Raw genomic sequence first — 25470 nt, 5'->3', positions numbered from 1 at the left:
AGTAAGAACACCGGCGGGTCATGGTCGGGGGCGCGGTCATGACCACTGCCTCCACAAGCCGCTGGGCGCTGCCCGTCCTGCTCGTCGCCGCGTTCGTCACCACGCTCGACTTCTTCGTCGCCAACGTCGCCCTGCCCGCCATCAGGGCCGACCTGGGCGCGGGAGAGTCCGCGACCCAGCTGGTGATCGCGGGCTACGGCCTGGCCTACGCGGCGGGCGTCATCATCGCGGGAAGGCTCGGCGACATCCACGGTCCTCGCAGGATCTTCGTCATCGGCCTCGCCCTGTTCACGCTGGCGTCCGCGGCCTGCGGCCTCGCGCCGGACCCCGTGTTCCTGGTGTCGGCGCGCGTCTTGCAGGGCGGCGCGGCGGCGCTCATGGCGCCGCAGGTGCTGACGCTGCTCACGGCTCTCTACTCAGGCCCCGAGCGGGCCAGGGCCTTCGGCTGGTACGGCACGGCGGTCGGCCTCGCGGGCGTCGGCGGCCAGGCGATCGGTGGCGCCGTGGTCGCGCTCGATCTCGCGGGCCTCGGATGGCGCGCCTGCTTCCTCATCAACGTCCCGATCGGCCTGCTCGCCCTGGCCTTCGTCCACCGCCTCGTCCCCGACGCGGGAAGGACGGCCGGCCCCGGCGGGCGTTCCGCGGGCAGGCTCGACGTCCTGAGCGCCGCCCTGCTCGCCGCCGCCCTCGTGGCGGTCGTCTTCCCTCTCGCCCACGGCAGGCAGGCGGGCTGGCCCGCATGGGCGTGGGCGTCGCTGGCGGCCTCGGTCCCGCTCGTGACCGCCTTCGTCGCCAGGCAGCGGCGGCTGGAGGAGCCCCTTCTCGACCTGGGCGTCTTCCGTCAGCGCAGGTTCGTGACCGGCCTCGCCGCCGTGGCGCTGCTGTTCGGCGGCTCGTCGGGGCTGTCGTTCGTGCTGGCCCTCTACCTCCAGGACGGGTGCGGGCTCGGCCCGCTCGCCTCGGGCGCGGTGTTCACGGCCGTCAACGCCGGCTTCCTGGCCGCCTCGTTCGGCGCTCGGCGCGGCGCCGGCGAACGCCTGGGCGGGCGGCTCCCCTTCGCGGGCGCGTTGGCGCTGGCCGCCGGGCTGCTGTGGACCTTCATGGCGGTGGGCGGCGCGCCCGGCGCCCTGGTTCCCGGGCTGCTCCTGGCGGGGGCCGGGATGGGGCTGGTGATGTCGCCGCTGCTGTCCATGGTCCTCGCCTCCGTACGGCAGGCGCACGCGGGCGCGGCGGCGGGCGTGCTCGGCACGGTGCAGGAGGTCGGCGGCGTGCTGGGTGTCACGGTCGTCGGGCCCGTCGTCTTCGGCGTGCTCGACGCCACCGACTGGACGGGCGCGGCGCGGGCCGGGCTCGCGGTGCTGGTGATCGCGGCGCTGGCGGCCTCGGTGCTGGTCTGGCGGCTGGCGCGGACGGGGGACGCCGTCCGTGACGGCGAGCGGCCACGCGCCCCCGAGGAGCGTCCCCTGGACAGGGGCGCGCCGGTGACCGCGCAGGCGCGCGGGGCGGCGTGCCGTACGGGCGGGAGGACGGAGAGCGGCGCGGAGCTGGTGGAAGCGGCCCGGTGACCACGCGAGCCGGAGGGACAAGGCGGGGCGCCCCGGACTGCGGGGCGCCCCTGAGGGATCAGCCCTCGGCCTTGAGCCAGCTCATCATCGGGCGCAGCTTGGCGCCGGTCTTCTCGATCGGGTGCTCGGCCAACTCCTCGCGGTAGCGGGTGAACTCCTTCTGCCCGCCCTCGAACTCCTCGACCAGCTGGCGAGCGAAGGTGCCGTCCTGGATCTCGGCCAGGATGCGCTTCATCTCCTTCTTCGTCTCCTCGGTGACGACGCGCGGGCCGCGGGTGTAGCCGCCGTACTCGGCGGTGTCGGACACCGACCAGTACATCTTGGAGACGCCGCCCTCGTACATGAGGTCGACGATCAGCTTCATCTCGTGCAGGCACTCGAAGTAGGCGACCTCGGGCTGGTAACCGGCCTCGATCAGCGTCTCGAAACCGGCCTTGATCAGCTCGGACACGCCACCGCAGAGGACCGCCTGCTCACCGAACAGGTCGGTCTCGGTCTCCTCGGTGAAGGTGGTCTTCAGGGCGCCCGCGCGGGTGCCGCCGATGCCCTTGGCGTAGGACAGGGCCAGGTCCTGGGCCGTGCCCGAGGCATCCTTCTCGACCGCGATGAGGCACGGCACGCCGCGACCTGCCTGGTACTGACGGCGGACCAGGTGGCCGGGGCCCTTGGGGGCGACCATGGCGACGTCGACGCCCTCGGGCGCCTCGATGAGGCCGTAGCGGATGTTGAGGCCGTGGCCGAAGAAGAGCGCGTCGCCCTCCTGCAGGTTCGGCTGGATGTCCTTCTCGTAGATGCCGCGCTGGAGGTGGTCGGGCGCCAGAATCATGATCAGGTCGGCCTCGGCGGCGGCCTCGGCGGGGGTGACGACACGCAGGCCCTCGGCCTCGGCCAGCTCACGGCTCTTGGAGGTCTCGGGCAGGCCCACGCGGACGTCCACACCGGAGTCGCGCAGGGACAGAGCGTGGGCGTGGCCCTGGCTGCCGTACCCGATGACGGCCACGACCCGCCCCTGGATGATCGACAGGTCGGCGTGGTCGTCGTAGAAGATCTCGGTCACTTACATAAACCTTTCAGGCGGTACGGTCCAGTGCCCTGAGGGACCGGTCGGTAATGGAACGGGCTCCGCGGCCGATGGCCACCATGCCCGACTGGACGAGCTCCTTGATGCCGAAAGGCTCCAGCACCTTGATGAAGGCCTCGAGCTTGTCCGGCGTGCCGGTGACCTCGATGGTCACCGCGTCGGACGCCACGTCCACGCAGCGGGCCCTGAAGAGCTGGACCAGTTCGAGGACGTGTGAGCGGCTGTCGGCGTCGGCCTTCACCTTGATCAGCATCAGCTCGCGCTGCACCGACTGCGAGGTGTCGAGCTCGACGATCTTCAGGACGTTCACCAGCTTGTTGAGCTGCTTGGTGACCTGCTCGAGCGGGAGCTCCTCGACGCTGACGACGATGGTCATGCGGGAGATGTCGGCGTGCTCGGTCGGCCCGACCGCCAGCGAGTCGATGTTGAACCCGCGCCGGCTGAACAGCGAGGAGACCCGGGCGAGGACACCCGGCTTGTTCTCCACGAGCACCGACAGAGTGTGCTTGCTCATTCTTCGCTCTCCCACTTCGGCGCCATGTCCCGGGCGATCTTGATGTCGTCGTTGCTGGTGCCCGCGGCGACCATCGGCCACACCATGGCGTCCTGGTGGACCACGAAGTCGACGACCACAGGGCGGTCGTTGATCTCCATGGCCTCCTTGATGACCGCGTCGACGTCCTCGGGCCGCTCGCAGCGCAGGCCTGCACAACCATAGGCCTCGGCCAGCTTGACGAAGTCGGGGATCCTGAGTTTCGCCTGCAGGTTGGTGTTGGAGTAGCGCTGGTCGTAGAAGAGCGTCTGCCACTGCCTGACCATGCCGAGGTTGCCGTTGTTGATGATCGCGATCTTGACGGGCACGCCCTCGATCGCGCAGGTGGCCAGCTCCTGGTTGGTCATCTGGAAGCAGCCGTCGCCGTCGATCGCCCACACCGTGGCGTCGGGGCGGCCCATCTTGGCGCCCATCGCGGCGGGGACGGCGAAGCCCATCGTGCCGAGACCGCCCGAGTTGATGAACGTGCCGGGGTTCTCGTAGTCGATGAACTGCGCGGCCCACATCTGGTGCTGGCCGACGCCCGCGACGAAGTAGGTGTCGGGTCCGGCGATGGCGCTCAGCCGCTCCATGACGTACTGCGGGGCCAGCGAGCCGTCGGAGAACTCCTCGTAGCCGAGCGGGTAGGTCTCCTTGTAGCCGTTGAGCGTCTTCCACCAGTCGGTGTACTCGCCCTTGCGAGGCTCGGCCTCGACCGCGTTGATCATCTCGGCGATGACCTCGCGGCAGTCGCCGACGATCGGCACGTCCGCGTGGCGGTTCTTGGAGATCTCGGCGGGGTCGATGTCCGCGTGGACGATCTTGGCGTAGGGGGCGAAGCTGGCCAGCTGGCCCGTGACCCTGTCGTCGAACCGCACGCCCAGGCCGATGATCAGGTCGGCCTGCTGGAGCGCGCCGACCGCGGAGACGCTGCCGTGCATGCCGGGCATGCCCATGTGCTGGGGGTGGCTGTCGGGGAAGGTGCCACGGGCCATCAGCGTGGTGACGACGGGGATGCCGGTCAGCTCGGCCAGCCTCATCAGCTCACCCGACGCGCCCGACTTGTGGACACCGCCGCCGACGTAGAGGACGGGCCGCTTCGACTCGACGATGAGCTTGGCCGCCTCGCGGATCTGCTTGGAGTGCGGCCTGGTGACGGGGCGGTAGCCGGGCAGCTGCATGACAGGCGGCCAGACGAAGGTGGTGTCGGCCTGCAGCGCGTCCTTGGAGATGTCGACCAGAACGGGGCCTGGACGGCCGGTGGAGGCGATGTGGAAGGCCTCCGCGATCGTGCGGGGGATCTCGGCGGCGTCGGTGACCAGGAAGCTGTGCTTGGTGATCGGCATGGTGATGCCGGAGATGTCGGCCTCCTGGAAGGCGTCCGTGCCGATCAGGCTGCTCGTCACCTGCCCGGTGATCGCCACGATCGGCACAGAGTCCATGTAGGCGTCGGCAATCGGGGTCACCAGGTTCGTCGCGCCAGGGCCGCTGGTCGCCATGCACACCCCGACCTTGCCCGTCGCCTGGGCGTATCCCTCAGCGGCGTGACCGGCACCCTGCTCGTGCCGTACAAGCACGTGACGAACCTTGGTCGAGTCGTAGAGGGGATCGTAGGCGGGAAGGATGGCGCCGCCAGGGATCCCGAACACGGTGTCGACTCCGACGTGCTCCAGTGCCCTCACGAGGGCCTGTGCACCTGTCATCCGTTCGGTCATCGCTCGTTCCTTGCGTGGCTTTGAGCACTGAGGACATAAAAAATGCCCCTCTCCCACGGATCTGTGGGACTCGGGGCGGCGCGCAGGTCGAAGTGCTTCGCTTAACGGCCTGCGCGCCGGCGAAGTACTACGAGAATCTCACTGCGAAGCATGGGGTCCACCATAGCCGCTCCCGGGCAGTGCATGTCAACCTGGTGAAACGCGAGTCTCACGATCCGAGACTGGTCAGGTTGGTCCGCATGAGGGAGTCGACCCCGCGCGCCGCCATCGGCCTGGCCACCAGGTAGCCCTGACCTCGGGTGCAGCCCATCTCCCTCAGCAGCTCGAGCTGCTCGGGCCGCTCGATGCCCTCGGCCACCACGATCAGCCCGAGATCGCCGCCGAGCCGCACGATGGTGCGGGTGAGCAGCGTGAGCGTCTCGTCGCGTCCGAGCCCTGAGACGAACGACGGGTCTATCTTGATCATGTCCACGGGGAGCTGCCGGAGGAACGCCAGCGAGGCGTAGCCGGTGCCGAAGTCGTCGATGGCCAGCCGTACGCCGAGGGAGCGCAGCTCCGACAGCCTGCTGATCGTCTCCTCGGCATCCTCGACCAGCATCTCCTCGATCACCTCGAGGGTGAGCGCCGAGGCGGGAAGGCCGCTCTCCTCCAGCGCCTCGGCGACCGTCTCGACGAACCTGGGCGCGGTGATCTGCCTGGCCGACAGGTTGAGCGAGAGCCCGATGTCCCAGGAGGAGGCGCGCCACGCCGCCACCTCGCGGCAGGCCTCGCGCAGGATCCACTCGCTCAGCGGCACGATCAGCCCGGTGTCCTCGGCGGGGCCGAGGAACTGCTCGGGCGGCACGAACACCGAGCCGCGCCACCACCGCACCAGCGCCTCGACCGCGGTCACCCGCGAGGTGGCCAGGTCGACGATGGGCTGGTACTCGATGGCGAACTGGTTCTCCATGAGCGCCCGCTGCAGGTCGGCGGCCAGCTCCAGCCTGCGCACCACGTCGGCGTGCATGTGCGCGGCGAACACCTCGACCCTGCGGCCGCCCAGCTCCTTGGCCCTGGCCATCGCCACGTCGGCGTTGCGGATCAGGTCGCCCGCGGGGACGCCGTCCTCGGCGAAGGCCACGCCCACACTGGCCGTCAGCGCCACGTCGCGGTCGGCCACCCTGAACGGCTCCTGCGAGACAGCCCGCACCAGCCGCTCGGCGACGTCGACCGCCACCTGGGCGGCCTCCGGCCCCGTCTCCACCAGCACGGCGAACTCGTCGCCGCCCCAGCGCGCCAGCGTGTCGTCGGGCCGTACGGCCCCGCGAAGCCGCCTGGCGGCCTGCCCGAGGAGGTAGTCGCCGCTGGCGTGGCCCACCGAGTCGTTGACCGAGGTGAACCCGTCGAGGTCCAGGAAGATCACCGCGGTGCGCCCCGACAGCCTGCCCTCGAGCACCTCGCGGGTGCGCTCCTCGAAGTAGGAGCGGTTGGGCAGCCCGGTGACGCCGTCGTGGAAGGTCAGGTGCGCGACCTGGTTGCGCAGCGCCTCCTGGTCGCTGATGTCGCGCGTGGTGACGAGCAGCAGTTCCTCGCCGCGGACGTGGCGGGTGGCCACGGACTCGGTCGGCCGCCAGGTGCCGTCGGCGGCCCTGACCCTGCAGGCGATCAAGCAGGCGCCTGGCGCGACGGGGTCCTCGTCGAGGCCCATCTGGCGCAGCGCGAGCTGGATGCCCGGCACGTCCTCGGGGTGGATGTAGTCGAAGATCGAACCGCCGACCAGTTCGTCGGGGTGGTAGCCGTAGGTCACCTCGACCCCGCTGCCGATCTCGTGGACCACGCCCTCGTAGTCGCACAGCAGGACCACGTCGCCCGTGCTCTCGGCCAGCTCTCTCAGCTGGCGGTCGCCCAGTGACACCAGGTGGCGCATGCGGGCGTTGGCGGTGATCAGCACGAACAGGCGGATGACCAGGATGACCACCACGGAGGCGGCGACCAGCGCCACGCCCGTCACCGGCCTGCCGTGCAGGTTGACGACCAGCGCGCCGGCGGCGATCAGCACCAGGACGAGCGGCACCGCGGAGATCAGGGTGGCGGTCACGTGGCCCGCGCGCGGGCGGGACTCCTCGGGGCTCGCGTGGACGACCCTGCTCGTCCTGCCGCTCCAGGGCAGGGCGGCGAGCAGGAGGAAGGCGACGGGCGCCAGCAGCAGGCTCCACCTCGGCGGATCGACGCCGCCGAGCCTCGCCACCGCCGCGGCCAGCTCGCCTGCCGAGGCGGCGGCCAGCACGGCGAAGCCGGCCAGGCCCAGCGGACGGATCGGCGATCGGGCCGTGACGACCACGGGGCCGACCGCGCAGGTCACCATGAGGCTGACCAGCGCGGGCAACAGCACGATCATGAAGGTCGACGAGTCGCCGACGTCGGCGTAGAGCGGTCTGAGCGCGACCACCCAGCTGATCAGGAACAGGGCGGCGGCGCACAGGTAGGCGTCGGTGAGATGGCGCAGCACGGCGCGGGCGTGCAGGGGCCTGCCCGCCGCCAGCACGCATCCGCCGGCCAGCAGCACGATCGACACCAGCACGAGCAGGTCGGCGAAGTTGACCACCAGACTGGAGCCCTCGGCGACGGGACGCAGCACCACGCCGAGGAGCCAGACGACCGCGCCCGAGCCGAGCCAGCGCGCGGCCGGCCGGTGCGCGGGCGCCGTCCTGACCGAGGCGAGCAGGAGCGAGACCGCGGCCAGCAGCGCGGCGATCCCGCCCGCGACCGCGCCGGTCGCCAGGGCCGGCGCGCCCGCGAGGAGCGCAGCGGCGAGCCCCGCCACGCCTGTCGCGGCTGCGACGGCGAGCGGCGCCCGTGGATCACGCCAGCGGATCAATGTCGTTGCCCATCCCGTGTCGAGTCAGCTCACGTGACTGCCGGAGGTCGGCAGTCGCACATCGCCAGTGTGTGCGCTCCGGGGTACGCGGGTGGTGACAACCCGGGAGTCGTCACCGATCTGATAACCATGAGGACCACTTCACTCGAAGATCTCCTTGACAACGGGTCAGCGATTGCTGTCGTGGTTTCCTCGATGACGCCCACCGTACGCACCGAAGGTCACGGGGCAGACACGGTCCGGATTCCCTTTGTCCGTACTGACGGGAAACGCGCGGCGCTCCCACCTGCGCGTTTCCTGTCAGTACGACTCGGTGATCACGTTGTTCAGCGGCTCGCCCGCCAGATGGCGCAGCAACTGGGAGCGGATCAGCCGCAGTGACCTGCGGGTGGAGGCCGGCGTGCTGCCCGCCACGTGCGGGGTGATGAGCACTCCTGGCGCGTTCCACAACGGGTGTCCCTCGGGCAGCGGCTCGGGGTCGCTCACGTCGAGGGCGGCGCGCAGCCGTCCCGACTCGAGCTCGGCCACCAGGGCGTCGGTGACGACCACCGCGCCCCTGGCGGCGTTGACCAGCAGCGCGCCGTCCTTCATCCTCGCCAGGAAGGCCGCGTCGACCATGCCCGTCGTCTCGGAGGTGGCGGGCACCAGCAGCACCACGACGTCGGCCTCGGGCAGCAGTGCTTCGAGCTCCTCCATCGGGTGGACGCCCTCGCGGGCCGTCCTGGCCACCCTGACCACCTCGACCTCGAACCCCTCGAGCCTGCGTTCGAGGGCGGCGCCGATGGAGCCGTACCCGACGATCAGCACTTTCGCGTCGGCCAGCACACCGGTGTGGTGGTAGGTCCACTCCCCCCTGCGCTGGGCGTCGACGAAGCCGGGGAACTCCCTCAGCACCGCGATCATCGCGCCGACCCCCCACTCGGCGGTTCCCGCGTCGTGCACGCCGCGGGCGTTGCACAGTGTCACACCGTGCGGCAGGTGCGGCCGGTACGGCTCCACGCCCGCGGTCACGGTCTGCACCAGCTTCAGCCGCTTCATCGCCGCCATCAGCCCCGGGATGTCGGGAACGGGGATCAGCGGCGGGATCCACACCTCGACCTCGTCGGCTCCGTCGGGGGCAGGACCCCTGCCGTCGTAGACGACGCACTCGACGTCGGGCAGGTCGGTCAGCACGCCGGCAGCCGCCTCGGAGGGCACCCAGATCTTCATACGCCGAACTTTATGGGCAGAGGGTCAGTATGGGACACATGAGGGTCTGGCTTGTGATCATGATGACCGTGGTCGTGACCGCGGGGTGCGCGGCGGCGCCCGCGGAGGTCGGCGGTGGCGCGAACCCCGTGGGCACGGCGCGGCCCGCGACCACGCCGGGTGGTCCCCGCACCGTCGCCGAGGGGTTGTCGGCGCCATGGGCGATCGCCTTCGCCGAGGGCGGCGACGCGCTGGTGACCGAGCGCGACAGCGCGAGGCTGCTGAGGGTGACGGCCGCGGGGCGGGTCACCTCCTTGGGGGAGGTCGAAGGCGTCGAGCCAGACGGCGAGGGCGGCCTGATGGGCGTGGCCGTGCGGGGTGAGCAGGTCTTCCTCTACTACACCGCCGCCTCGGACAACAGGATCGTCCGTTATCGCCTGTCCGGTGAGACGCTCTCGGACAGGAAGGTGATCGTCGAGGGCATCCCGAAGGGCGGCATCCACAACGGCGGCAGGCTCGCCTTCGGCCCCGACGGCTTCCTCTACGCCACGACGGGCGAGACCGGCGAGAGCCGGCTGGCCCAGGACCGCGACTCGCTGGCGGGCAAGATCCTGAGGATGACCACCGACGGCGCGCCCGCGCCGGGCAACCCGTTCGGCTCCCTCGTCCACAGCTACGGTCACCGCAACGTGCAGGGCCTGGCGTGGGACGCCTCCGGGCGGCTGTACGCCTCGGAGTTCGGCGCCAACTCCTTCGACGAGGTCAACCTCATCAAGGCCGGAGGCAACTACGGCTGGCCCGAAGTGGAGGGCGTCGGCGACGACTCCCGCTACGTCGATCCGATCGTCACCTGGAGCACCTCGGAGGCCTCTCCCTCGGGCATGGCGTACGCGGAGGGCTCGCTGTGGGTGGGCGCGCTGCGGGGTGAGCGGTTGTGGCAGGTGCCGCTCGACGCCGACGGCTCGGCGGGCCGTCCCGCCGCCCGTCTCCAGGGGGAGCACGGCAGGCTGCGCGCGGTCACCCTCGCCCCCGACGGGTCGCTCTGGGTCGGCACGAGCAACAAGGACGGCAGGGGCGACGCCCGTCAGGGCGACGACCGGATCATGTCGGTGCCCGTCGGCTGACTACTCCAGGTCGTCGGAGGGCGGCTTCACGCAGGTGATGAGCTTCTCCATGCGGTAGGTCGTGGTCTTCCTCTCCCGCTTGACCTCCGCGCCCTCGTCGGTGATCACGCGGGTCACGTCGATCGTGAACCCCTCGTGTCCCTCGGTCGGCTTGCAGTCGGGGCTGTCGTCCTGCTCGCGGACCACCGGCACGACGTTCCTCTTCGGCCCCGTGATCGACTCGACCTTGTCGTAGCGCTTGGTGCTCCACAGCGTCACGGTGATCGACGAGCCCGTGTAGGAGGTCTTGACCAGCACGCCGTACTCGGAGTCGTTCTTCCACTTCAGGTCCACCGTGGGCCAGAAGACCGTGGCCTCGCGTCCAGGGGGGTAGCGGGAGATCCAGAACATGTGCGCCAGGTGCTCGACGTCCTCGAAGCCGCCGAAGTAGGCCGCGTTGTACATCGTGGTCGCGAACTGTGAGACGCCCCCGCCGACGCCGTCCTCCATCTTGCCCGCGACGATCTGCCCGGCGGGCAGGTAGCCCTTGGCGGCGGTGCGCTCGCCCACGAGGCCGTTGATGGAGAAGGTCTCTCCTGGCTGGACGATGTGGCCGTCGACCGCGTCGGCCATCAGGTGGATGTTGGTCACCCTGTTCTGGCAGCAGGGGTGCTGGGTGGTGAAGGAGGCGACCTTCTCCTTGATGCCCATCTGGCGCAGCTCGCTGTCCGTCAGCCGCGGCGCGACGACCGCCAGCTCCACGGGGATCGTACGACTGCCGCCCGACTGCAGCGCCTTGGCCACGTCCGTGGCGAGCCTCTTGTCGTCCACGCCCTTGCCCTTGCGCGCGGAGATGAGCTTGAGCTTGTCGCCGACCACGTCGTAGGTGGCGTCGCGCGGCGCCTGGGCGGCGTCGATCAGCTGGCTCTCGATGCCGCTCAGCGCCTTCCTGGCGTCGAAGCGGGGCTCGAGCCCGCCCTCGCCGTCGGAGACGAAGGTGAGGTTGGCGGCGATGACGGCGACGGGGATCTGCGCCTGCTTGCCGTCCCTGGTCAGGGTGATCGGCGCGGACACCGCCTCGGCGGCCGTGGCGGCGGCCGCCTTGACCGCGGCGGGCGTGGTCTTGGGCTGGTCGACCTTGACGGGGAGGGACACGGTCTCACGCGACTTGAGGAAGCCCTCGCTGATCAGCTTGACCGCGGCCTCCCTGTCGAGGACGACGCCGTCGCGCGGGGTCACCGAGACGGGCTGGGTCCCCTTGAAGGCGACGCGTCCCTCTCTGGCCTTCTGGTCGACCTTGGCGGCCAGCGTCTCGACGGTCCTGGCGAGCTGGGCGGACTCCACGGAGACCTTCGGGGCGATCTCGGTCGTGCCGGTCAGCGCCCGCCACACCTCGACGGGGTTGGGGAAGCCGCTGGGCGCCTGCTCGATCGTGCCGACGACGTCGAGCTCGACGCCCGCCTCGTCGGACTCGATGGTCTCCTTGCGGCCGTTCACCTCGACGGCGAGGGGCAGCTCGACCTTGGGAGCCAGTTCGTCCCTGAGCCTGTCGGCCGCCTCGGTCACAGTGAGGCCGCCGATGTCGACGCCGCCGACCTTGGTGCCGCGCAGCACGGAGCCCGACATGACCACCGCGGGGACGACGTAGGCCAGCACCACCAGCACGCCCAGCACGATGGCGATCGTGGGAAGCAGGCGGCGTCCCTGCCTCTGCCGCGGGGGCGGCGGCTCCGACGGCCCGTCCTGGTGGCCGAAGACGGGAGGGGGAGGCGGCGGCGCGTCGTGGCGCTGCGTCTCGTTCATGGGCCACGGCTGGGGCGTGTGCGCCACGGGGGGCAGCGCGGCGGGTCCGACGGGGGCCGGTCCGCGCTGGGCTCCCGGGCCGTAGATGTCGGGTGAGACGCCAGGCGGCAGCCCGCCCATTCTGGGCTTCCTGCCGTTACCCGGAGGTGGCGTGGGCACCGAGGCGAACGGGTCGGTCGGTGGATCGATCGGTCGGGCGTTCGCCACGCCTCAAACTCCTCCCCATCGCTGCTCTCCCACAGGAAACAGTAAGGCACTCCTGGTGCGATATGTACCTTGAATCAGGACATCCAGCGGTAACGGTGTTCGGGGCGGCCCGTCGTGCCGTACCTGGGCCTGAGCTCGGCCCGGCCGGCCGCGCACAGGTATTCGAGGTAGCGGCGGGCGCTGACCCGCGACAGCCCGGTCAGCGTGGCGGCCTCGGTGGCCGAGAGATCGCCGGCCGCCTGGCGCAGCGCGTCGGCGACGAGGGCGCACGTGGCCGAGGACAGGCCCTTGGGCAGGGGCGCCCTGACCACGCCGAAGAGGCGGTCGATGTCATCCTGCCGTACCTCGGGACCGATGGTGGTGAGCTGCCTGCGGGTGTCGGCGTACTGCGTGAGCCGCTCGGCCAGCGCGGCGGCGGTGAAGGGCTTGATCAGGTAGCTGATCGCGCCGCCGCGCATGGCCTCCCTGACCGTAGGCAGGTCGCGGGCCGCGCTGATCATGAGGACGTCCACGCCGCGCAGCCTGTTCAGCACCTCGAGCCCCGACATGTCAGGCAGGTAGATGTCGAGCAGCACCAGGTCGGGGCGCTCCTCGGCCACCGCCTCCAGGGCGGCGGCGCCGGTGTGGGCGGTGCCGACGACCTCGAAGCCCGGCACCTTGGCCACGTAGCCGCTGTGGATGCGGGCCACCATGAAGTCGTCGTCGACGACGAGCACGCGGAAGGTCATGGCAGCAACGCCGTGAACACGGCGCCCCCCCGCGTTGTGGACGCGCACCCAGCCGCCCCTGCGCATGCACGCCTGCCTGGTGAGCGCCAGCCCGAGCCCGCGCGGCCCCGAGTGCGCCGCCTTGGTGGTGAACCCCTCCCTGAACACCTCTTCGACCAGGTCGGGGGTGATGCCTGGGCCGGAGTCGCCGACCCGCACGCTCAGCCCCTCCTCCGTCGCGCGCACCGAGACCTCGATCGTGCCCTGCGCGCCGTCGAGCGCGTCGAGCGCGTTGGCGACCAGGTTGCCCACCACGAGCACGGCGTCCTGCGGGTCGTCGATCACGCCCTCGGGTACGCAGGTGTCGTCGGACAGCACCAGGGTCGCCCCGCGCTCGGCGGCCTCCGCCGACTTGGCCAGCAGCAGCGCGGCCAGCGTGGGATCGGCGACGCGGTCGCGGATGCCTGTCGCGTAGGTGTCGCGGGTGGTCCTGGTGATGAAGCTGACCGCGGCGTCGTGCTCGCCCAGCTCCAGCAGGCCGACCACGGTGTGCATGCGGTTGGCGAACTCGTGGGCCTGGGCGCGCAGCGCCTCGGTGGTGGAGCTGGCCGAGTCGAGCTCGCGGGCCAGCCGTACCAGCTCGGTGCGGTCGCGCAGGGTGATCACCCAGCCGCGCTGCTTCCCGCGCACGGACACGGGGGTGCGGTTGAGCACCAGCACCCGCTCGCCCTGCAGGACGATCCTGTCCTCGCCGGGATCGGCCCCGCTCAGCACGTCGCGCATGCGCTCGGAGACCGGCATCGCGGTCAGGTCGGCGCCGACCCCGCCGAGCAGCTCGCGGGCGGCGTCGTTGACCAGCGTCACCCTGCCCTCCATGTCGAGGGCGAGCAGGCCCTCCTTGACCCCGTGCAGCACGCCCTCGCGCTGCTCGAGCAGCTTGGCGATCTCTCCTGGCTCGAGGCCGAAGGTCTGCCTGCGCACCCTGCGCACGATGAGCGCGGCTGCCGCCGAGCCCGCCACCAGGACGGCGAGCGCCGTGTAGAGCAGCGGCGCCAGAACCGCCCCCACCTGGGCGTCGACCTTCTCCACGAGCACGCCGACCGAGGCGAGCCCGATGACGGTGCCGTACTCGTCGTAGATCGGCGCCTTGCCCCTGACGGTGGTGCCGATCGTCCCTGTCTGCACGCCGACCCACTTCTGCCCCGTCAGCAACACCTCCGAGCCGTCGGTGGACAGCCGCTTGCCGATGAGCGAGGGATTGGGGTGGGCGTAGCGCTTCTGGTCCCTGTTGGCGATCACCACGTAGTCGGCGCCGGTCTCCAGCTGTACACCCGCGGCGATGGGCTGCAGGAGCGCGGCCGGATCCTGGACGGCGAAGGCGGCGCGCACCTGAGGCATCCCCGCCACCGCCTCGGCGATCGCCAGCGCCCGCTGCTGGTACTGCGAATCGAGCTGTGTGCGGGTGTGCTGGGCCCACACGACAGCGGTGCCGCTGACGGCGAGGACGACGATCACCATCTGCAGCACGAAGAGTTGCGTGCCGAGTCTCACACGGCCCATGGAAGCACCAGGAGGTCACGCGGGGGTCGCGACCAATATGACCTTTACGACGGCAAACGCGTAAACACTCGACGTGGGGGGATGTCCGTTTCACCATCCAGTATTCGAGATTGTGACCCCCCAATTTGGAGTGATCATGCAACTCCGCATACTTGCCACAATTGCCGCCCTCTCCATCGCGGCCCTGACCGGCTGCGGCGACCAGGGCACGGGCGGCAGTGGCGGAACAAGCGCGCTGCGCATCATGGCGCCCGCGGCGGTCGGCGGCGGCTGGGACCAGACCTCCCGTACGGCCGAGCAGGCGCTCAAGTCCGTCGACCCGCAGCGCAAGGTCGAGGTCTTCAACGTGCCCGGCGCCGGCGGCACGATCGGCCTGGCCCAACTCGCGGGCGAGAAGGGCAACGGCAACATGCTCATGACCATGGGCCTGGTCATGGTCGGCGCGATCGAGCAGAACAAGTCCAAGGTCACGCTGGCGGACACCACGCCCATCGCCAAGCTGACCGAGGAGTACGAGATCATCGTCGTGCCCGCCGACTCGCCGCTGAAGACGCTGGCCGACCTGGTCGCGGCGTGGAAGGCCGACCCCGCCAAGGTGTCGGTCGCGGGCGGCTCGGCCGGAGGCACCGACCACATCCTGGCCGGGCTGATGGCCAAGGCAGGCGGCGTCGACCCCAAGCAGGTCAACTACATCGCCCACTCGGGCGGCGGAGAGGCGCTCAACGCGCTGCTCGGCAACAAGGTCACCATCGGCGTCTCGGGCGTCGGCGAGTTCGCCGAGCACGTGAAGTCCGGCAAGCTGCGCGCGCTGGGCGTCTCCTCGCCCTCCCGCATCGACTCGGTGGACGCGCCCACGCTGAAGGAGGGCGGCCTCAACGTCGAGCTGGCCAACTGGCGCGGGTTCGTCGCCCCCGGCGGGCTGAGCGACGCCGACAAGAAGTCGCTGACCGACCTGGTGACCAAGATGCACGACTCGCAGGCGTGGAAGGACGCCGTGGCCAAGAACGGCTGGATCGACGCCTTCCAGACCGGCCAGCAGTTCACCGACTACCTGAACGCCGAGCAGGCGCGCGTCAAGGCGGTCATCGCCGAGATGGGGCTCGTCTCCTGATGTCCTCGCCGTACGATGACGGCGCCGCTCCCGGTGGCGCCGTCCCTCCATCCGCCGGCGGCCCCTCCGCGGGCTCCCCAGCAGAGGCGAAGCGGCACGCCTGGTGGCGGCCCGAGCTCGGCCTCTCCCTGGTCGTCTTCGTCCTGGGCGTGCTCGTCATCGTCGGCACCCTCGACGTCAGCGCCGCCAGCTCGGCGCTCGGCCTCGGCCCGAGGTTCTTCCCGATCCTGGTCGGGAGCGCCCTCATCGTCATCGGCGCCTTCTACACCCTCGACGTCCTGCGCGGCGGCAGGGGCGACCCCGAGGAGAGCGAGGACATCGACGCCGACGCCCCCGCCGACTGGAGGAGCGTCGGCCTGGTCAGCGGTATCTTCCTGGCCTTCACCGCGCTGCTGACCACCCTCGGCTGGATCATCGCCTCCTCACTGCTCTTCTTCGGCCTCTCCGTCACCCTGGGCGCCGACAGCAAGGTCAAGGCCGCGATCGTCGCCGTGGTCCTCGGCGTGGTCACCTACGTGGCCTTCGTCAGGGGCCTCGGCGTCACCCTGCCGGGCGGCCTCCTGCAGGGGGTGATCTGAGTGGAGTCGTTCCAGCTGCTCCTCGAGGGCTTCAGCACCGCGCTGACCCCCGTCAACCTGCTGTACGCGCTCGTCGGCGTCACGCTCGGCACGCTGGTCGGCGTCCTGCCCGGCATCGGCCCCGCCATGACCGTCGCCCTGCTGCTGCCGATCACCTTCACCGTGCCTCCCGCCAGCGCGTTCATCATGTTCGCCGGCATCTACTACGGCGGCATGTACGGCGGGTCCACCACCTCCATCCTGCTCAACACGCCCGGCGAGTCGTCCTCGATGATCACGGCGCTCGAGGGCAACAAGATGGCCAGGCGGGGCAGGGCGGCACAGGCTCTCGCGACGGCCGCCATCGGCTCGTTCGTGGCGGGCACGATCGCCACGGCGCTGCTGGTCGTCGCCGCTCCGCTGGTGGTCGACTTCGCGATCTCCTTCGGCCCCGAGGACTACTTCGCGCTGGCGATCCTGGCCTTCACCGCGATCTCCTCCGTGCTGTCGCGCTCGATGGTCCGCGGCCTGGCCTCCCTCGGCCTCGGCCTGGTCATCGGCCTGGTCGGCATCGACGAGCAGACCGGGCAGGCCCGCCTCACCCTCGGCATCGACCAGCTGCTCGACGGCATCGACGTGGTGGTCGTCGCGGTCGGCCTGTTCGCGCTGGGCGAGGCGCTCTACGTCGCCTCCAGGCTGCGTCACGCCACCCCCGAGGTGGTCCCCGTGGGCGCGGCGTGGATGGGCCGCTCGGACTGGGGCCGCTCGTGGAAGCCGTGGCTGCGCGGCACCGCGTTCGGCTTCCCCTTCGGCGCGCTGCCCGGCGGCGGCGCCGAGATCCCTACCTTCCTGTCCTACGCCACGGAGAAGAAGCTCGCCAAGGGCGTGGCCAAGGAGGAGTACGGCAAGGGCGCCATCGAGGGGGTGGCGGGCCCCGAGGCCGCCAACAACGCCTCGGCGGCGGGCACGCTGGTGCCGCTGCTCACCCTCGGTCTGCCCACCTCCGCCACCGCCGCGATCATGCTGGCCGCCTTCCAGCAGTACGGCCTCCAGCCGGGTCCCCAGCTGTTCGACCACAACCCCGCCCTGGTGTGGGGCATGATCGCCTCGCTGTTCATCGGCAACGCGATGCTGCTGGTGCTGAACCTGCCGCTGGCCCCGCTATGGGCGAGGGTCCTGCGCATCCCGAGGCCCTACCTCTACGCAGGCATCGTCATGTTCGCCGCGCTGGGCGTCTACGCGCTGAAGAGCTCGACCGTGGACCTCGTGGTGCTGTTCGTGCTCGGCCTGCTCGGCTACGCCATGCGCCGCTTCGGCCTGCCGATCGCCCCCGCGGTCATCGGCATGATCCTCGGCCCGATGGCCGAGATCCAGCTGCGCCGCGCGCTGGCGATCGGCGCGGGTGACGTGACGGTCCTGGTGAAGAGCCCGATCGCGGCCACCCTGCTCGGCCTGGCGGCTCTCGCCCTGCTGACGCCGCTGTTCAGGCGGCTGTGGGCACGGCGTCGCGTCGAAGCGGTCACACCTGGGTCACGGGTGGAGTAGAGGGAGGCCTGCCAGGGCATCTCCCCCGTGGTTCTTGGGACAAGACGTCGAGGCCCCGTCGGCCCGTCCAGCCGGCGGGGCCTTCGTGACGTCCGGACCGCTTTCTTCAGCGGATCCCCGAGGGGAATGCCACGGAGCCGTCACGACTCTGGACGGTCACCGTCCCTCCGTCGCAGCCCACCCTCGCCCTTCCCGGCACGATCACCGTCAGCAGCGACCTGGCGGCGGGCGAGGTGATCGTGACGGTCTTGACCCGCTTGAGGTAGCCGGGCGAGACCTCCCCCACGCCCTCCCGTTGACCGCCGATCCGGCGGCACGCGGGCATCTCGAACTGGACCAGCGTGGGCCGCTGCCCCGGAGCCAGGTGCCACAGGTTGCGCAGCCGGTGGCCTTCGGGCACCTCGTCAAGGACGGCGAGCACGTCCGTGCCGTGGTCGACCAGCACCTTCCTGGTACGGCTCACGCCGTACGCGTCGTCGGTGAGCTCGTAGGTCTGCCTCGTGGGGGTGATGGAGGAGCCGGTGAGGCGCGTCGCCGTACCCGGGCGGAAGGCGGCGCCCTCGACCACGGGCACGTTGTGCGCCTCGGGCGTGACGGTCCAGCGGGGGTAGGCCGCCCTCTCGTAGGAGTGGAAGCCTGCCTCCACCAGGACGTCGCGCCCCTTGGCCTGGTAGGTGACGCTCAGGTGGTCCTCGTGGCCGTGGTACCGGCGCGGCGGGCCGAACCTGATCGAGTAGAAGGCGGCCTCTCGCGACCAGTCGCTCCTGCCGAAGACGTAGCCGCCGTCGAACACCCCGACCGTGGAGTCAGGACGGCGGAAGCCGCTGGGACGCATGTCGGCGGGGCCGTCCCCGATGGCGGTGAGGCGGCCGTCGGGCTGGATGGCGTGCCCCACGTACGACTCGAGCGCCCTACGCCTGGTGGACAGCTCCTTCGGGATGCGGAGACCGCACTGCTTGATGGCGGCGAAGGCGACGCCCAGCCGCTGGTGGACGTAGACGCCGTAGCGCGGGGCCTGCTCCTGCAGGGTGCCCTGCCCGTCGATGGCGCGCCTGGCCGACTCCGTCATCCTGCTCAGCGCGAGGTCGCGCCACTTCGCCACGTCGAGCCTGCAGCCGATGCCCAGCAGCGCGATGTCCTGGTCGAGGCCGTGGTTGTGGCCACCCCTGTAGAGCGACGCGTCGGCCAGGACCTCGGCGTGCTCGACCAGCGTGTCCGACAGCCACTCCGCCTTCACGTGGGTGCTGAGGCAGACCAGCGCGGGGGCGCGCAGGGCGATGGGATGCTCGGCCCACGCCCATTCGCTGACCCCCGAGCCGCCGCGGGGGTTGTCGCGCACCCAGTCATGGGCGGTCCCCTCCGCGCGTCTGAGCGCGTCGGCGGCGCCCGTGGTCTCGTAGGCGACGACGAGGCGGCCGACCCAGCGCAACGCGTGCAGGTTCAGCGCCCACGAGCGGTTGCGGTAGGGGTCCATCCGCCAGTCGACGTCCACGCCGAGTTCCACGGGCGGCAGGCCGACGAAGGAGACGGGCCCTCGCATCACGTCGGCGGCGGCGAACTGGGTCCTGTCGCACATCGGCCGTCCTCTCGCCGCCGCCAGGCTGGGCTCGTCCGGCCTGACCAGGCAGCCGACCGCGAGCACGCAAAGGACGATCGACACGAGCACGCGCTTCACGGCTTGACGTCGGTCCATCCCGCTTCGAGCACGGCCTCGGTGGCCTGGCCCGTGGTCGCGCGCAGGACCTGGCCGCTGCGCCGGTCGATGACCAGCTCGCGGCGCACCCCTCGCACGTCGTAGCTGAAGGTCCCCTTGCCCAGGTATCGCACGTTGGACAGGCCGGCCAGGGCCCGGTAGGCGGCGGCGCGGACGTCGGGAGGGGCCGGCTTGCTCCACAGCAGGCCGGTGATCGCGTCGGCGACCACCCCTTCGCGCTCGTCCTCGGGGACGTCACCGAGGATGACGTGCACCTTCTCCAGCAGCGGCCCGACCTCGTCGGGCAGCGACTCGATCTGGGCGATCGTCAGCTCGTGGCCGTCCATCGTGAAGGGGCCCTTGCCGGTGAAGGGGACGGGCCTGCCCGCACCCTGGCTGGTCCAGGCGCGGCCGTCCCTCGCCACCCACAGCTGCCTGACTTCCGACCCGTCGAGCACCCGCTTGACGTGCCAGTAGGCGCCCTTCGTCGCGGGCCTGGTCTCCACCACGCCTGCGGCGGCCAGCAGGACGCCCTCTCCCTCGTCTGTCACGAGCCTGGGCCCGACGAAGGCCACCGCGGCCATGACGACGATCGCGGCCCCCGCCGCGATCGGCGCCCACCAGGACCTCGCCGCCCTGGCCGCCCGCCCGGTCCTGGCCGTCCCCGCCCTGCCGGGCGCGCGGTCGTCCCGGGGGCGGCCGGCGGCCGGCGCGGACCTGCGCGAGCCTCTCCTCCTGGCGGGTGCGGAGCGCTCCGCGTCGAGCCTGGCGGCCACCCGCGCCCTGACCTCGGAATCCAGGGACGGCTCGCCGTACAGCTCGCGCACCTTGTTCAGCTCATCCATGCTCGCCCTCCATCGGGTTGGTGCCGCCAAGGGCCTTGCGGAGCTTCTTCCTCGCGCGGTTCAGGCGGGAGCCGACCGTGCCGTAGGGAATGCCGAGCGCTGAGGCGATCTCCTCGTGGGAGAGCCCGGCGAGCGCGACGAGCAGCAGCACGTCCCGATCGCCCTTGCTCAGCCTGGAGATCGCGCCTGCCAGGCTCGGCCCGAGGCTCTGCGCGCTCACCCGCACGGCCACGCCCTCCGCGAGCCCCTGCACGTCGCGGTCGCGGGGCAGGCGGTCGAGGGCTCTGAGCGCGCGTGTCTCCGAGCGCCTGTGCTTGCCGACGAGGTTGGTGGCGATGCCGTACAGCCAGGTCCTCGCGCTGGCGCGGGAGGGGTCGTACTGGCCGCGTTTACGGAAGGCGGTGAGAAAGGTCTCGGCGACCACGTCCTCGGCGTCGTCGGGGCCGAGTCGCTGGGCGACGTACCGGTGGATCTCCCCGAAGTGGGCGTCGAAGATCTCGCCGAAGCCCTCGGGGTCGGCGAGATCCGGTTGGTGCACCGCGGCTGCGGTCATGGGTGGCCTTCCGTGTGCGAAGCGGTCGATAGGTATCACCCGATCGGCCGGTTCACTTTCACGGTCTGTCAGCGCAGATCGCGGGCCTGCCCGCGTACCGCTCGGTGAGGGCGGCGATCGCCCCCCTCACCGCCCAGCGCATGGCCGAGATCATGACATAGGAGCAACTGCCGGAGTGGCGACTCGTGCGGTCTGGAAGCGGGGCGCGACCCAGAGCCCGGCCAGCGCCATGAGCAGCGTGGCCGCGTAGACCGCCCAGTAGCCCGAGTCCGCCGCGACGAACAGCGCACTGGTGACCGCGACCGCCACCACCGAGAAGACCGACTCGCCGACCTGCAGGGCGGAGCTGTTCACGCCCTCCTCGCCGGGGCTCGACAGTTCGAGCGTCAGCACCGACAGCGTCGGATAGACCAGTCCCATGCCGAATCCCGTGACGATCCACGCCGGGTAGGCGAGGGCGACGGGCACGCCGTCGAAGGTGACCGCGCCCATGAACATGATGCCGAGGGCGATCGCCACCGAGCCGCCGAACAGGTTCGTCCTCCTGCTGAACACCTCGCGACCCTGCAGCCATGAGGCGAACGACCAGGTGAGCGCGCCGCCGGTCAGCGCGAACCCGGCCAGCAGAGGAGACAGGCCGCGCTCGTTGATCAGCATCAGCGGGATGATCACCTCGGCGGCGAAGAACGCGCCCGTGGCCAGGCCGCGCAGGGCCACGACCGAGGGCAGCCCCCTGGCGGCGCGCAGCGTGCCCGCGGGCAGCAGCCTCGGAAGCGCCACCAGCAGCACGACGAGCCCCACGACCAGGAGGAGGAACCTGCCGTCGCTGCCGTACTGCATGAGGCCCGCGCCCACGGCCGTCAGCATCGCCCAGCCGACCTTCCTCGCCAGCCCCGGCGCGGGCTCGGCCTGCCCGCCGGTGACCGGCTGCCCGGCCAGCCCGCGCAGCAGCATCAGCCCTGCGATCACGGTGAGCACCGGCACCGAGAGGAAGACCCACCGCCAGCCCAGCGTGTCGACCACGAGGCCGACGATCGCGGGGCCGACCATGGAGGGCACCACCCACGCCGTGGCGAACAGGGAGAAGATCTTCGGATGTGACTCCTCGGGATAGACCCTGGCCACCACCACGTAGAGCGCCACGCTGACCAGCGCTCCGCCGAAGCCCTGGACGAGCCGGCCGGCGATCAACATCTCCATGGACTGAGCCGCGCCCGCCAGCACGAGTCCGGCGATGAAGGCGACCGCTCCGGACCACAAGGGGGCGCTCGGCCCTCTCAGGTCGGCCCATCGGCCGCCGAGGACCGTGCCGACGACGGCGGCGGCCATCGCGCCGCTGAAGGCCAGGCCGTACAGGTGCAATCCGCCCAGCTCACGTGCCACGACCGGCATGGCGATGGCCACGGCGATGTACTCGAAGGCCACCAGCGACACCAGTGCCACCAGGCCCGCGGTCAAGGATGTGCGCGTCATGCATGCGACGCTACGGCGGGGCGCCGCGAAGCACATCGGGCCGAAGTCCTAGGCACCGGCCTAGGACTTCGGCCACCCGCTCCGAGACGGCGCCTACTCGGAGACGCCGAGCTTCTCCAGGATCAGTTCGCGGGCCCGCGCGGCGTCGGCCTTGCCTCGGCTGGCCTTCATGACGCCGCCGACCAGCGCGCCCACCGCGGCGATCTTGCCGGAGCGGACCTTCTCCACGGCGTCGGCGTTGCCGGCGAGCACCTGCTCGACGATCGTCGCCAGCTCGCCCTCGTCGGCGATCTGCAGCCCCCTGGACGCGACGACGTCGTCGGGGCTGCCCTCGCCCGCCAGCACGCCGTCGAGCGCCTCACGGGCCAGCTTGTCGTTGAGCGTGCCGGAGGCCACCAGCTCGGTCACCCTGGCGACCTGCGCGGGGGTGATGGGCAGGTCGGCCAGGGCCTTGCCCGACTCGTTGGCCCTGCGGGCCAGCTCGCCCATCCACCACTTGCGGGCGTCGGCGGCGGGCGCGCCCGCCGCGATCGTGGCCTCCACGATCTCGATGGCGTCGGCGTTGTGCATCGACTCCATGTCGTGGTCGCTCACGCCCCACTCGGCCTGCAGCCGCTTACGCCGTACGGCGGGCAGCTCGGGCAGCGCGGACTTGAGCGTGGCCACCCACGCGGGGTCGGGCGCGATCGGCACCAGGTCGGGCTCGGGGAAGTAGCGGTAGTCCTGCGCCTCCTCCTTGGACCTGCCCGACGTGGTCATGCCGGTGTCCTCGTGGAAGTGGCGCGTCTCCTGGATGATCCTGCCGCCCTCGGCGAGGATCGCCGCCTGCCGCTGGATCTCGCTCCGTACCGAGCGCTCGACGCTGCGCAGCGAGTTGACGTTCTTGGTCTCGGTGCGGGTGCCCCACTCGGAGGAGCCGCGCGGCATGAGCGAGACGTTGACGTCGCAGCGCATGGAGCCCTCCTCCATGCGCACGTCGGAGACGCCCAGCGAGCGCATGACCTCGCGCAGCTCGGTGGCGTAGGCGCGGGCGACCTCGGGGGCGAGCCTGTCGGTGCCGGGGATCGGCTTGGTGACGATCTCGACCAGCGGGATGCCCGCGCGGTTGTAGTCGACGATGGAGTAGTCGGCGCCCTGGATGCGGCCCGTCGCGCCACCCACGTGGGTGGACTTGCCGGTGTCCTCCTCGAGGTGGACGCGCTCGATCTCGATGCGCACGGTCCTGCCGTCGACCTCGACGTCGAGGTAGCCGTCGAAGCAGAGCGGCTCGTCGTACTGCGAGATCTGGTAGTTCTTCGGCATGTCCGGATAGAAGTAGTTCTTCCGGGCGAAGCGGCACCACTCGGCGATCGAGCAGTTCAGCGCCAGGCCGATGCGGATCGTCGACTCGATCGCCATCTCGTTGGCCACCGGCAGGGAGCCGGGCAGCGCGAGGCAGGTCGGGCAGACATGGGTGTTGGGCGGCGCGCCGAAGGTGGTCGAGCAGCCGCAGAACATCTTCGAGTGGGTGCCCAACTCGACGTGGGTCTCCAGGCCGAGGACCGGCTCGTACCGCTCCAGGGCCTCGTCGTACGCCATGACGCTCACAGTGCGGGAGCCTCCTTCAGCAACGGGCCGCCCCAGCGGCTCTCCAGGGCCTTCTCAACGGCGGCGCCGACCCTGTAGCAGCGGTCGTCGCCGAGGACCGGGGCCATGATCTGCAGGCCGACCGGCAGGTTGTCCTCGTCGGCCAGGCCGATCGGGACCGACATGGCCGCGTTGCCCGACAGGTTGGACGGGATCGTGCACAGGTCGGCGAGGTACATCGCCATCGGGTCGTCGGCGCGCTCGCCGATCGGGAAGGCCGTGGTCGGCGTGGTCGGCGAGATCAGCACGTCGACCTGGTGGAAGGCGGCCTCGAAGTCGCGCGAGATGAGCGTGCGGACCTTCTGCGCCTGGCCGTAGTAGGCGTCGTAGTAGCCGCTCGACAGCGCGTAGGTGCCGAGCATGATGCGCCGCTTGACCTCGGGGCCGAAGCCCGCGGCCCTGGTGAGCGCCATGACCTCCTCGGCGCTCCTGGTGCCGTCGTCGCCGACGCGCAGGCCGTAGCGCATGGCGTCGAAGCGGGCCAGGTTCGAGGAGCACTCGGACGGCGCGATCAGGTAGTAGGCGGGCAGCGCCGTGGTGAACGAGGGGCAGGAGAGCTCGACGACCTTCGCGCCCAGCGACTCGAGCAGCTCGACGGTGTCGTGGAAGCGGTTGAGCACGCCCTGCTGGTAGCCCTCGCCGCCGAACTCCTTGACGACGCCGATGCGCATGCCCGCGATGTCGGCGTTGCTCGCCGCCTCGACGACGTCGGGGACGGCCGCGTCGATGGAGGTGGAGTCCATCGGGTCGTGCCCTGAGAAGGCCGCGTGGAGCAGCGCCGCGTCCATGACGTTGCGGGCGAAGGGCCCGGGGGTGTCGAGGGAGCTGGCGAAGGCGATCAGGCCGTAGCGGGAGGAGCCGCCGTAGGTCGGCTTCATGCCCACGATGCCGGTGACGGCGGCCGGCTGCCTGATCGAGCCGCCGGTGTCGGTGCCCGTCGACAGCGGCGCCTGGTAGGCGGCGACCGCCGCGCTGGAGCCGCCGGAGGAGCCGCCGGGAACCCTGGTGAGGTCCCACGGGTTGTGCGTGGCGTGGTAGGCGGAGTTCTCCGTGGAGGAGCCCATCGCGAACTCGTCGAGGTTGGTCTTGCCGAGGATGACCAGCCCGGCCTTGCGCAGCCGCGCGGTGACGGTCGCGTCGTACGGCGGGCGCCACCCCTCGAGGATCTTCGAGGCGGCGGTGGTGGGCATGTCGCGCGTGGCGAAGATGTCCTTGTGCGCGATCGGCACCCCGGCCAGCGGGCCGAGCTTCTCACCCTGCCTGAGGCGCTCGTCGACGGCGCGGGCCTGCTCCAGCGTGACCTCGCGGTCAACGTGGAGGAACGCGCGCACCTTGGGTTCGACCTGCTCGATGCGGTCGAGGTGGGCCTCGGCGACCTCGGCGGCGCTCGCCTCACCCGAGGCGATCAGCGCGCCCAGCTCGGCGGCGGTCTTGTGGATCAGACTCATGCTTCCTCCCCGAGAATGCGCGGAACCCGGAAGCGGTCGTCCTCGACGGCCGGAGCGCCCGAGAGCGCCAGCTCGGGCGTGAGGGACTGTCGCACCTCGTCGGCACGGAAGACATTGGTCAGCGGGAGCGCGTGCGACGAAGGCGGAACGTCCTCGGCGGCGACCTCTGCCACCTTCGCGACCGCGGCGATGATGTCATCGAGCTGGGTCGCGTAGTGGTCGAGTTCGTCGTCGGAGATCGCCAGCCGGGACAACCGGGCCAGGTGCGCGACCTCGTCGCGGGTTATGGCGGACATGAGTC

General features: G+C 71.0%; 19 protein-coding genes and 1 pseudogene. 5 read left to right on the top strand and 15 right to left on the bottom strand.

The window, feature by feature from the left end:
* The first annotated feature begins 38 nt into the window (after window positions 1-38).
* Window positions 39-1565, top strand: coding sequence for an MFS transporter (locus ABFX55_RS43965; protein WP_346129596.1), 1527 nt, complete (start codon window positions 39-41; stop codon window positions 1563-1565).
* Between the two features lie 58 nt (window positions 1566-1623).
* On the opposite strand, the gene ilvC is transcribed toward ABFX55_RS43965, so the two are convergent.
* The 5 genes from ilvC to ABFX55_RS43940 all read right to left on the bottom strand — a co-directional run bounded on the left by ilvC (window position 1624) and on the right by ABFX55_RS43940 (window position 8959).
* Window positions 1624-2613, bottom strand: a complete 990-nt coding sequence (gene ilvC / locus ABFX55_RS43960) for a ketol-acid reductoisomerase (protein ID WP_183660450.1) — start codon at window positions 2611-2613, stop codon at window positions 1624-1626.
* A gap of 22 nt (window positions 2614-2635) precedes the next feature.
* Window positions 2636-3160, bottom strand: a complete 525-nt coding sequence (ilvN, locus tag ABFX55_RS43955) for an acetolactate synthase small subunit (protein ID WP_183656248.1) — start codon at window positions 3158-3160, stop codon at window positions 2636-2638.
* On the bottom strand, window positions 3157-4893 hold the full coding sequence (locus ABFX55_RS43950; RefSeq protein ID WP_183656239.1) for an acetolactate synthase large subunit: 1737 nt from the start codon (window positions 4891-4893) through the stop codon (window positions 3157-3159). Before ABFX55_RS43950 ends, ilvN begins: the two co-directional genes overlap by 4 nt.
* 208 nt (window positions 4894-5101) lie before the next feature.
* The gene (locus ABFX55_RS43945) at window positions 5102-7747 is read right to left on the bottom strand and encodes an EAL domain-containing protein (RefSeq protein ID WP_379479051.1); all 2646 of its coding nucleotides are present in this window, start codon (window positions 7745-7747) and stop codon (window positions 5102-5104) included.
* A 303-nt stretch (window positions 7748-8050) separates the two neighbouring features.
* Window positions 8051-8959: a 2-hydroxyacid dehydrogenase gene (locus ABFX55_RS43940; protein ID WP_346129592.1), complete on the bottom strand. Its 909-nt coding sequence runs from the start codon at window positions 8957-8959 to the stop codon at window positions 8051-8053.
* Window positions 8960-8997: 38 nt separating this feature from the next.
* On the opposite strand from ABFX55_RS43940, the gene ABFX55_RS43935 reads away from it, so the two are divergent.
* Window positions 8998-10062, top strand: a complete 1065-nt coding sequence (locus ABFX55_RS43935) for a PQQ-dependent sugar dehydrogenase (RefSeq protein ID WP_346129590.1) — start codon at window positions 8998-9000, stop codon at window positions 10060-10062.
* Here the strand turns inward: ABFX55_RS43935 and ABFX55_RS43930 are convergent, their stop codons facing one another.
* The 3 genes and pseudogenes from ABFX55_RS43930 to ABFX55_RS43920 form a co-directional block, all read right to left on the bottom strand.
* Window positions 10063-12051 carry a VanW family protein gene (locus ABFX55_RS43930; protein WP_346129589.1) on the bottom strand — a complete coding sequence of 663 codons (1989 nt, stop codon included), beginning with the start codon at window positions 12049-12051 and terminating at the stop codon, window positions 10063-10065.
* 74 nt (window positions 12052-12125) lie between these two features.
* Complete coding sequence (locus ABFX55_RS43925) at window positions 12126-12779, bottom strand: response regulator (RefSeq protein WP_346131431.1); 654 nt, start codon at window positions 12777-12779, stop codon at window positions 12126-12128.
* A 78-nt stretch (window positions 12780-12857) separates the two neighbouring features.
* Window positions 12858-14276, bottom strand: a pseudogene (locus ABFX55_RS43920) (ATP-binding protein); the annotation flags it as partial.
* Window positions 14277-14454: 178 nt separating this feature from the next.
* Between ABFX55_RS43920 and ABFX55_RS43915 the strand changes: the two are divergent.
* The 3 genes from ABFX55_RS43915 to ABFX55_RS43905 are packed head-to-tail and all read left to right on the top strand — an operon-like array spanning window position 14455 to window position 17531.
* Entirely contained in the window at window positions 14455-15429 is a 975-nt protein-coding gene (locus tag ABFX55_RS43915) for a Bug family tripartite tricarboxylate transporter substrate binding protein (RefSeq protein WP_346129587.1), read from the top strand.
* A complete protein-coding gene (locus tag ABFX55_RS43910; protein WP_346129585.1) occupies window positions 15429-16007 on the top strand; it encodes a tripartite tricarboxylate transporter TctB family protein in 579 nt (192 codons plus the stop codon). The genes ABFX55_RS43915 and ABFX55_RS43910 overlap by 1 nt, the downstream gene beginning before the upstream one ends.
* Window positions 16008-17531, top strand: a complete 1524-nt coding sequence (locus ABFX55_RS43905; protein WP_346129583.1) for a tripartite tricarboxylate transporter permease — start codon at window positions 16008-16010, stop codon at window positions 17529-17531.
* Window positions 17532-17637: 106 nt separating this feature from the next.
* On the opposite strand, the gene ABFX55_RS43900 is transcribed toward ABFX55_RS43905, so the two are convergent.
* The 7 genes from ABFX55_RS43900 to gatC form a co-directional block, all read right to left on the bottom strand.
* Window positions 17638-19206 carry a heparinase II/III domain-containing protein gene (locus tag ABFX55_RS43900; RefSeq protein ID WP_346129581.1) on the bottom strand — a complete coding sequence of 523 codons (1569 nt, stop codon included), beginning with the start codon at window positions 19204-19206 and terminating at the stop codon, window positions 17638-17640.
* Window positions 19203-20069, bottom strand: coding sequence for a hypothetical protein (locus ABFX55_RS43895; RefSeq protein WP_346129578.1), 867 nt, complete (start codon window positions 20067-20069; stop codon window positions 19203-19205). Before ABFX55_RS43895 ends, ABFX55_RS43900 begins: the two co-directional genes overlap by 4 nt.
* The gene (locus tag ABFX55_RS43890) at window positions 20062-20622 is read right to left on the bottom strand and encodes an RNA polymerase sigma factor (RefSeq protein WP_183656207.1); all 561 of its coding nucleotides are present in this window, start codon (window positions 20620-20622) and stop codon (window positions 20062-20064) included. The genes ABFX55_RS43895 and ABFX55_RS43890 overlap by 8 nt, the downstream gene beginning before the upstream one ends.
* Window positions 20623-20772: 150 nt before the next feature.
* The gene (locus ABFX55_RS43885) at window positions 20773-22095 is read right to left on the bottom strand and encodes an MFS transporter (RefSeq protein WP_346129576.1); all 1323 of its coding nucleotides are present in this window, start codon (window positions 22093-22095) and stop codon (window positions 20773-20775) included.
* A gap of 93 nt (window positions 22096-22188) precedes the next feature.
* A complete protein-coding gene (gene gatB / locus ABFX55_RS43880) occupies window positions 22189-23673 on the bottom strand; it encodes an Asp-tRNA(Asn)/Glu-tRNA(Gln) amidotransferase subunit GatB (protein WP_346131429.1) in 1485 nt (494 codons plus the stop codon).
* A gap of 5 nt (window positions 23674-23678) precedes the next feature.
* Entirely contained in the window at window positions 23679-25169 is a 1491-nt protein-coding gene (gene gatA / locus ABFX55_RS43875; RefSeq protein WP_346129574.1) for an Asp-tRNA(Asn)/Glu-tRNA(Gln) amidotransferase subunit GatA, read from the bottom strand.
* A complete protein-coding gene (gatC, locus tag ABFX55_RS43870) occupies window positions 25166-25465 on the bottom strand; it encodes an Asp-tRNA(Asn)/Glu-tRNA(Gln) amidotransferase subunit GatC (protein WP_183656201.1) in 300 nt (99 codons plus the stop codon). The genes gatA and gatC overlap by 4 nt, the downstream gene beginning before the upstream one ends.
* Window positions 25466-25470: the final 5 nt, after the last annotated feature.

Source organism: Nonomuraea roseola (genome assembly GCF_039535395.1).
GTDB classification, from domain to species: Bacteria; Actinomycetota; Actinomycetes; order Streptosporangiales; family Streptosporangiaceae; genus Nonomuraea; species Nonomuraea roseola.
This window is presented reverse-complemented; position numbering and strand designations above follow the sequence as displayed.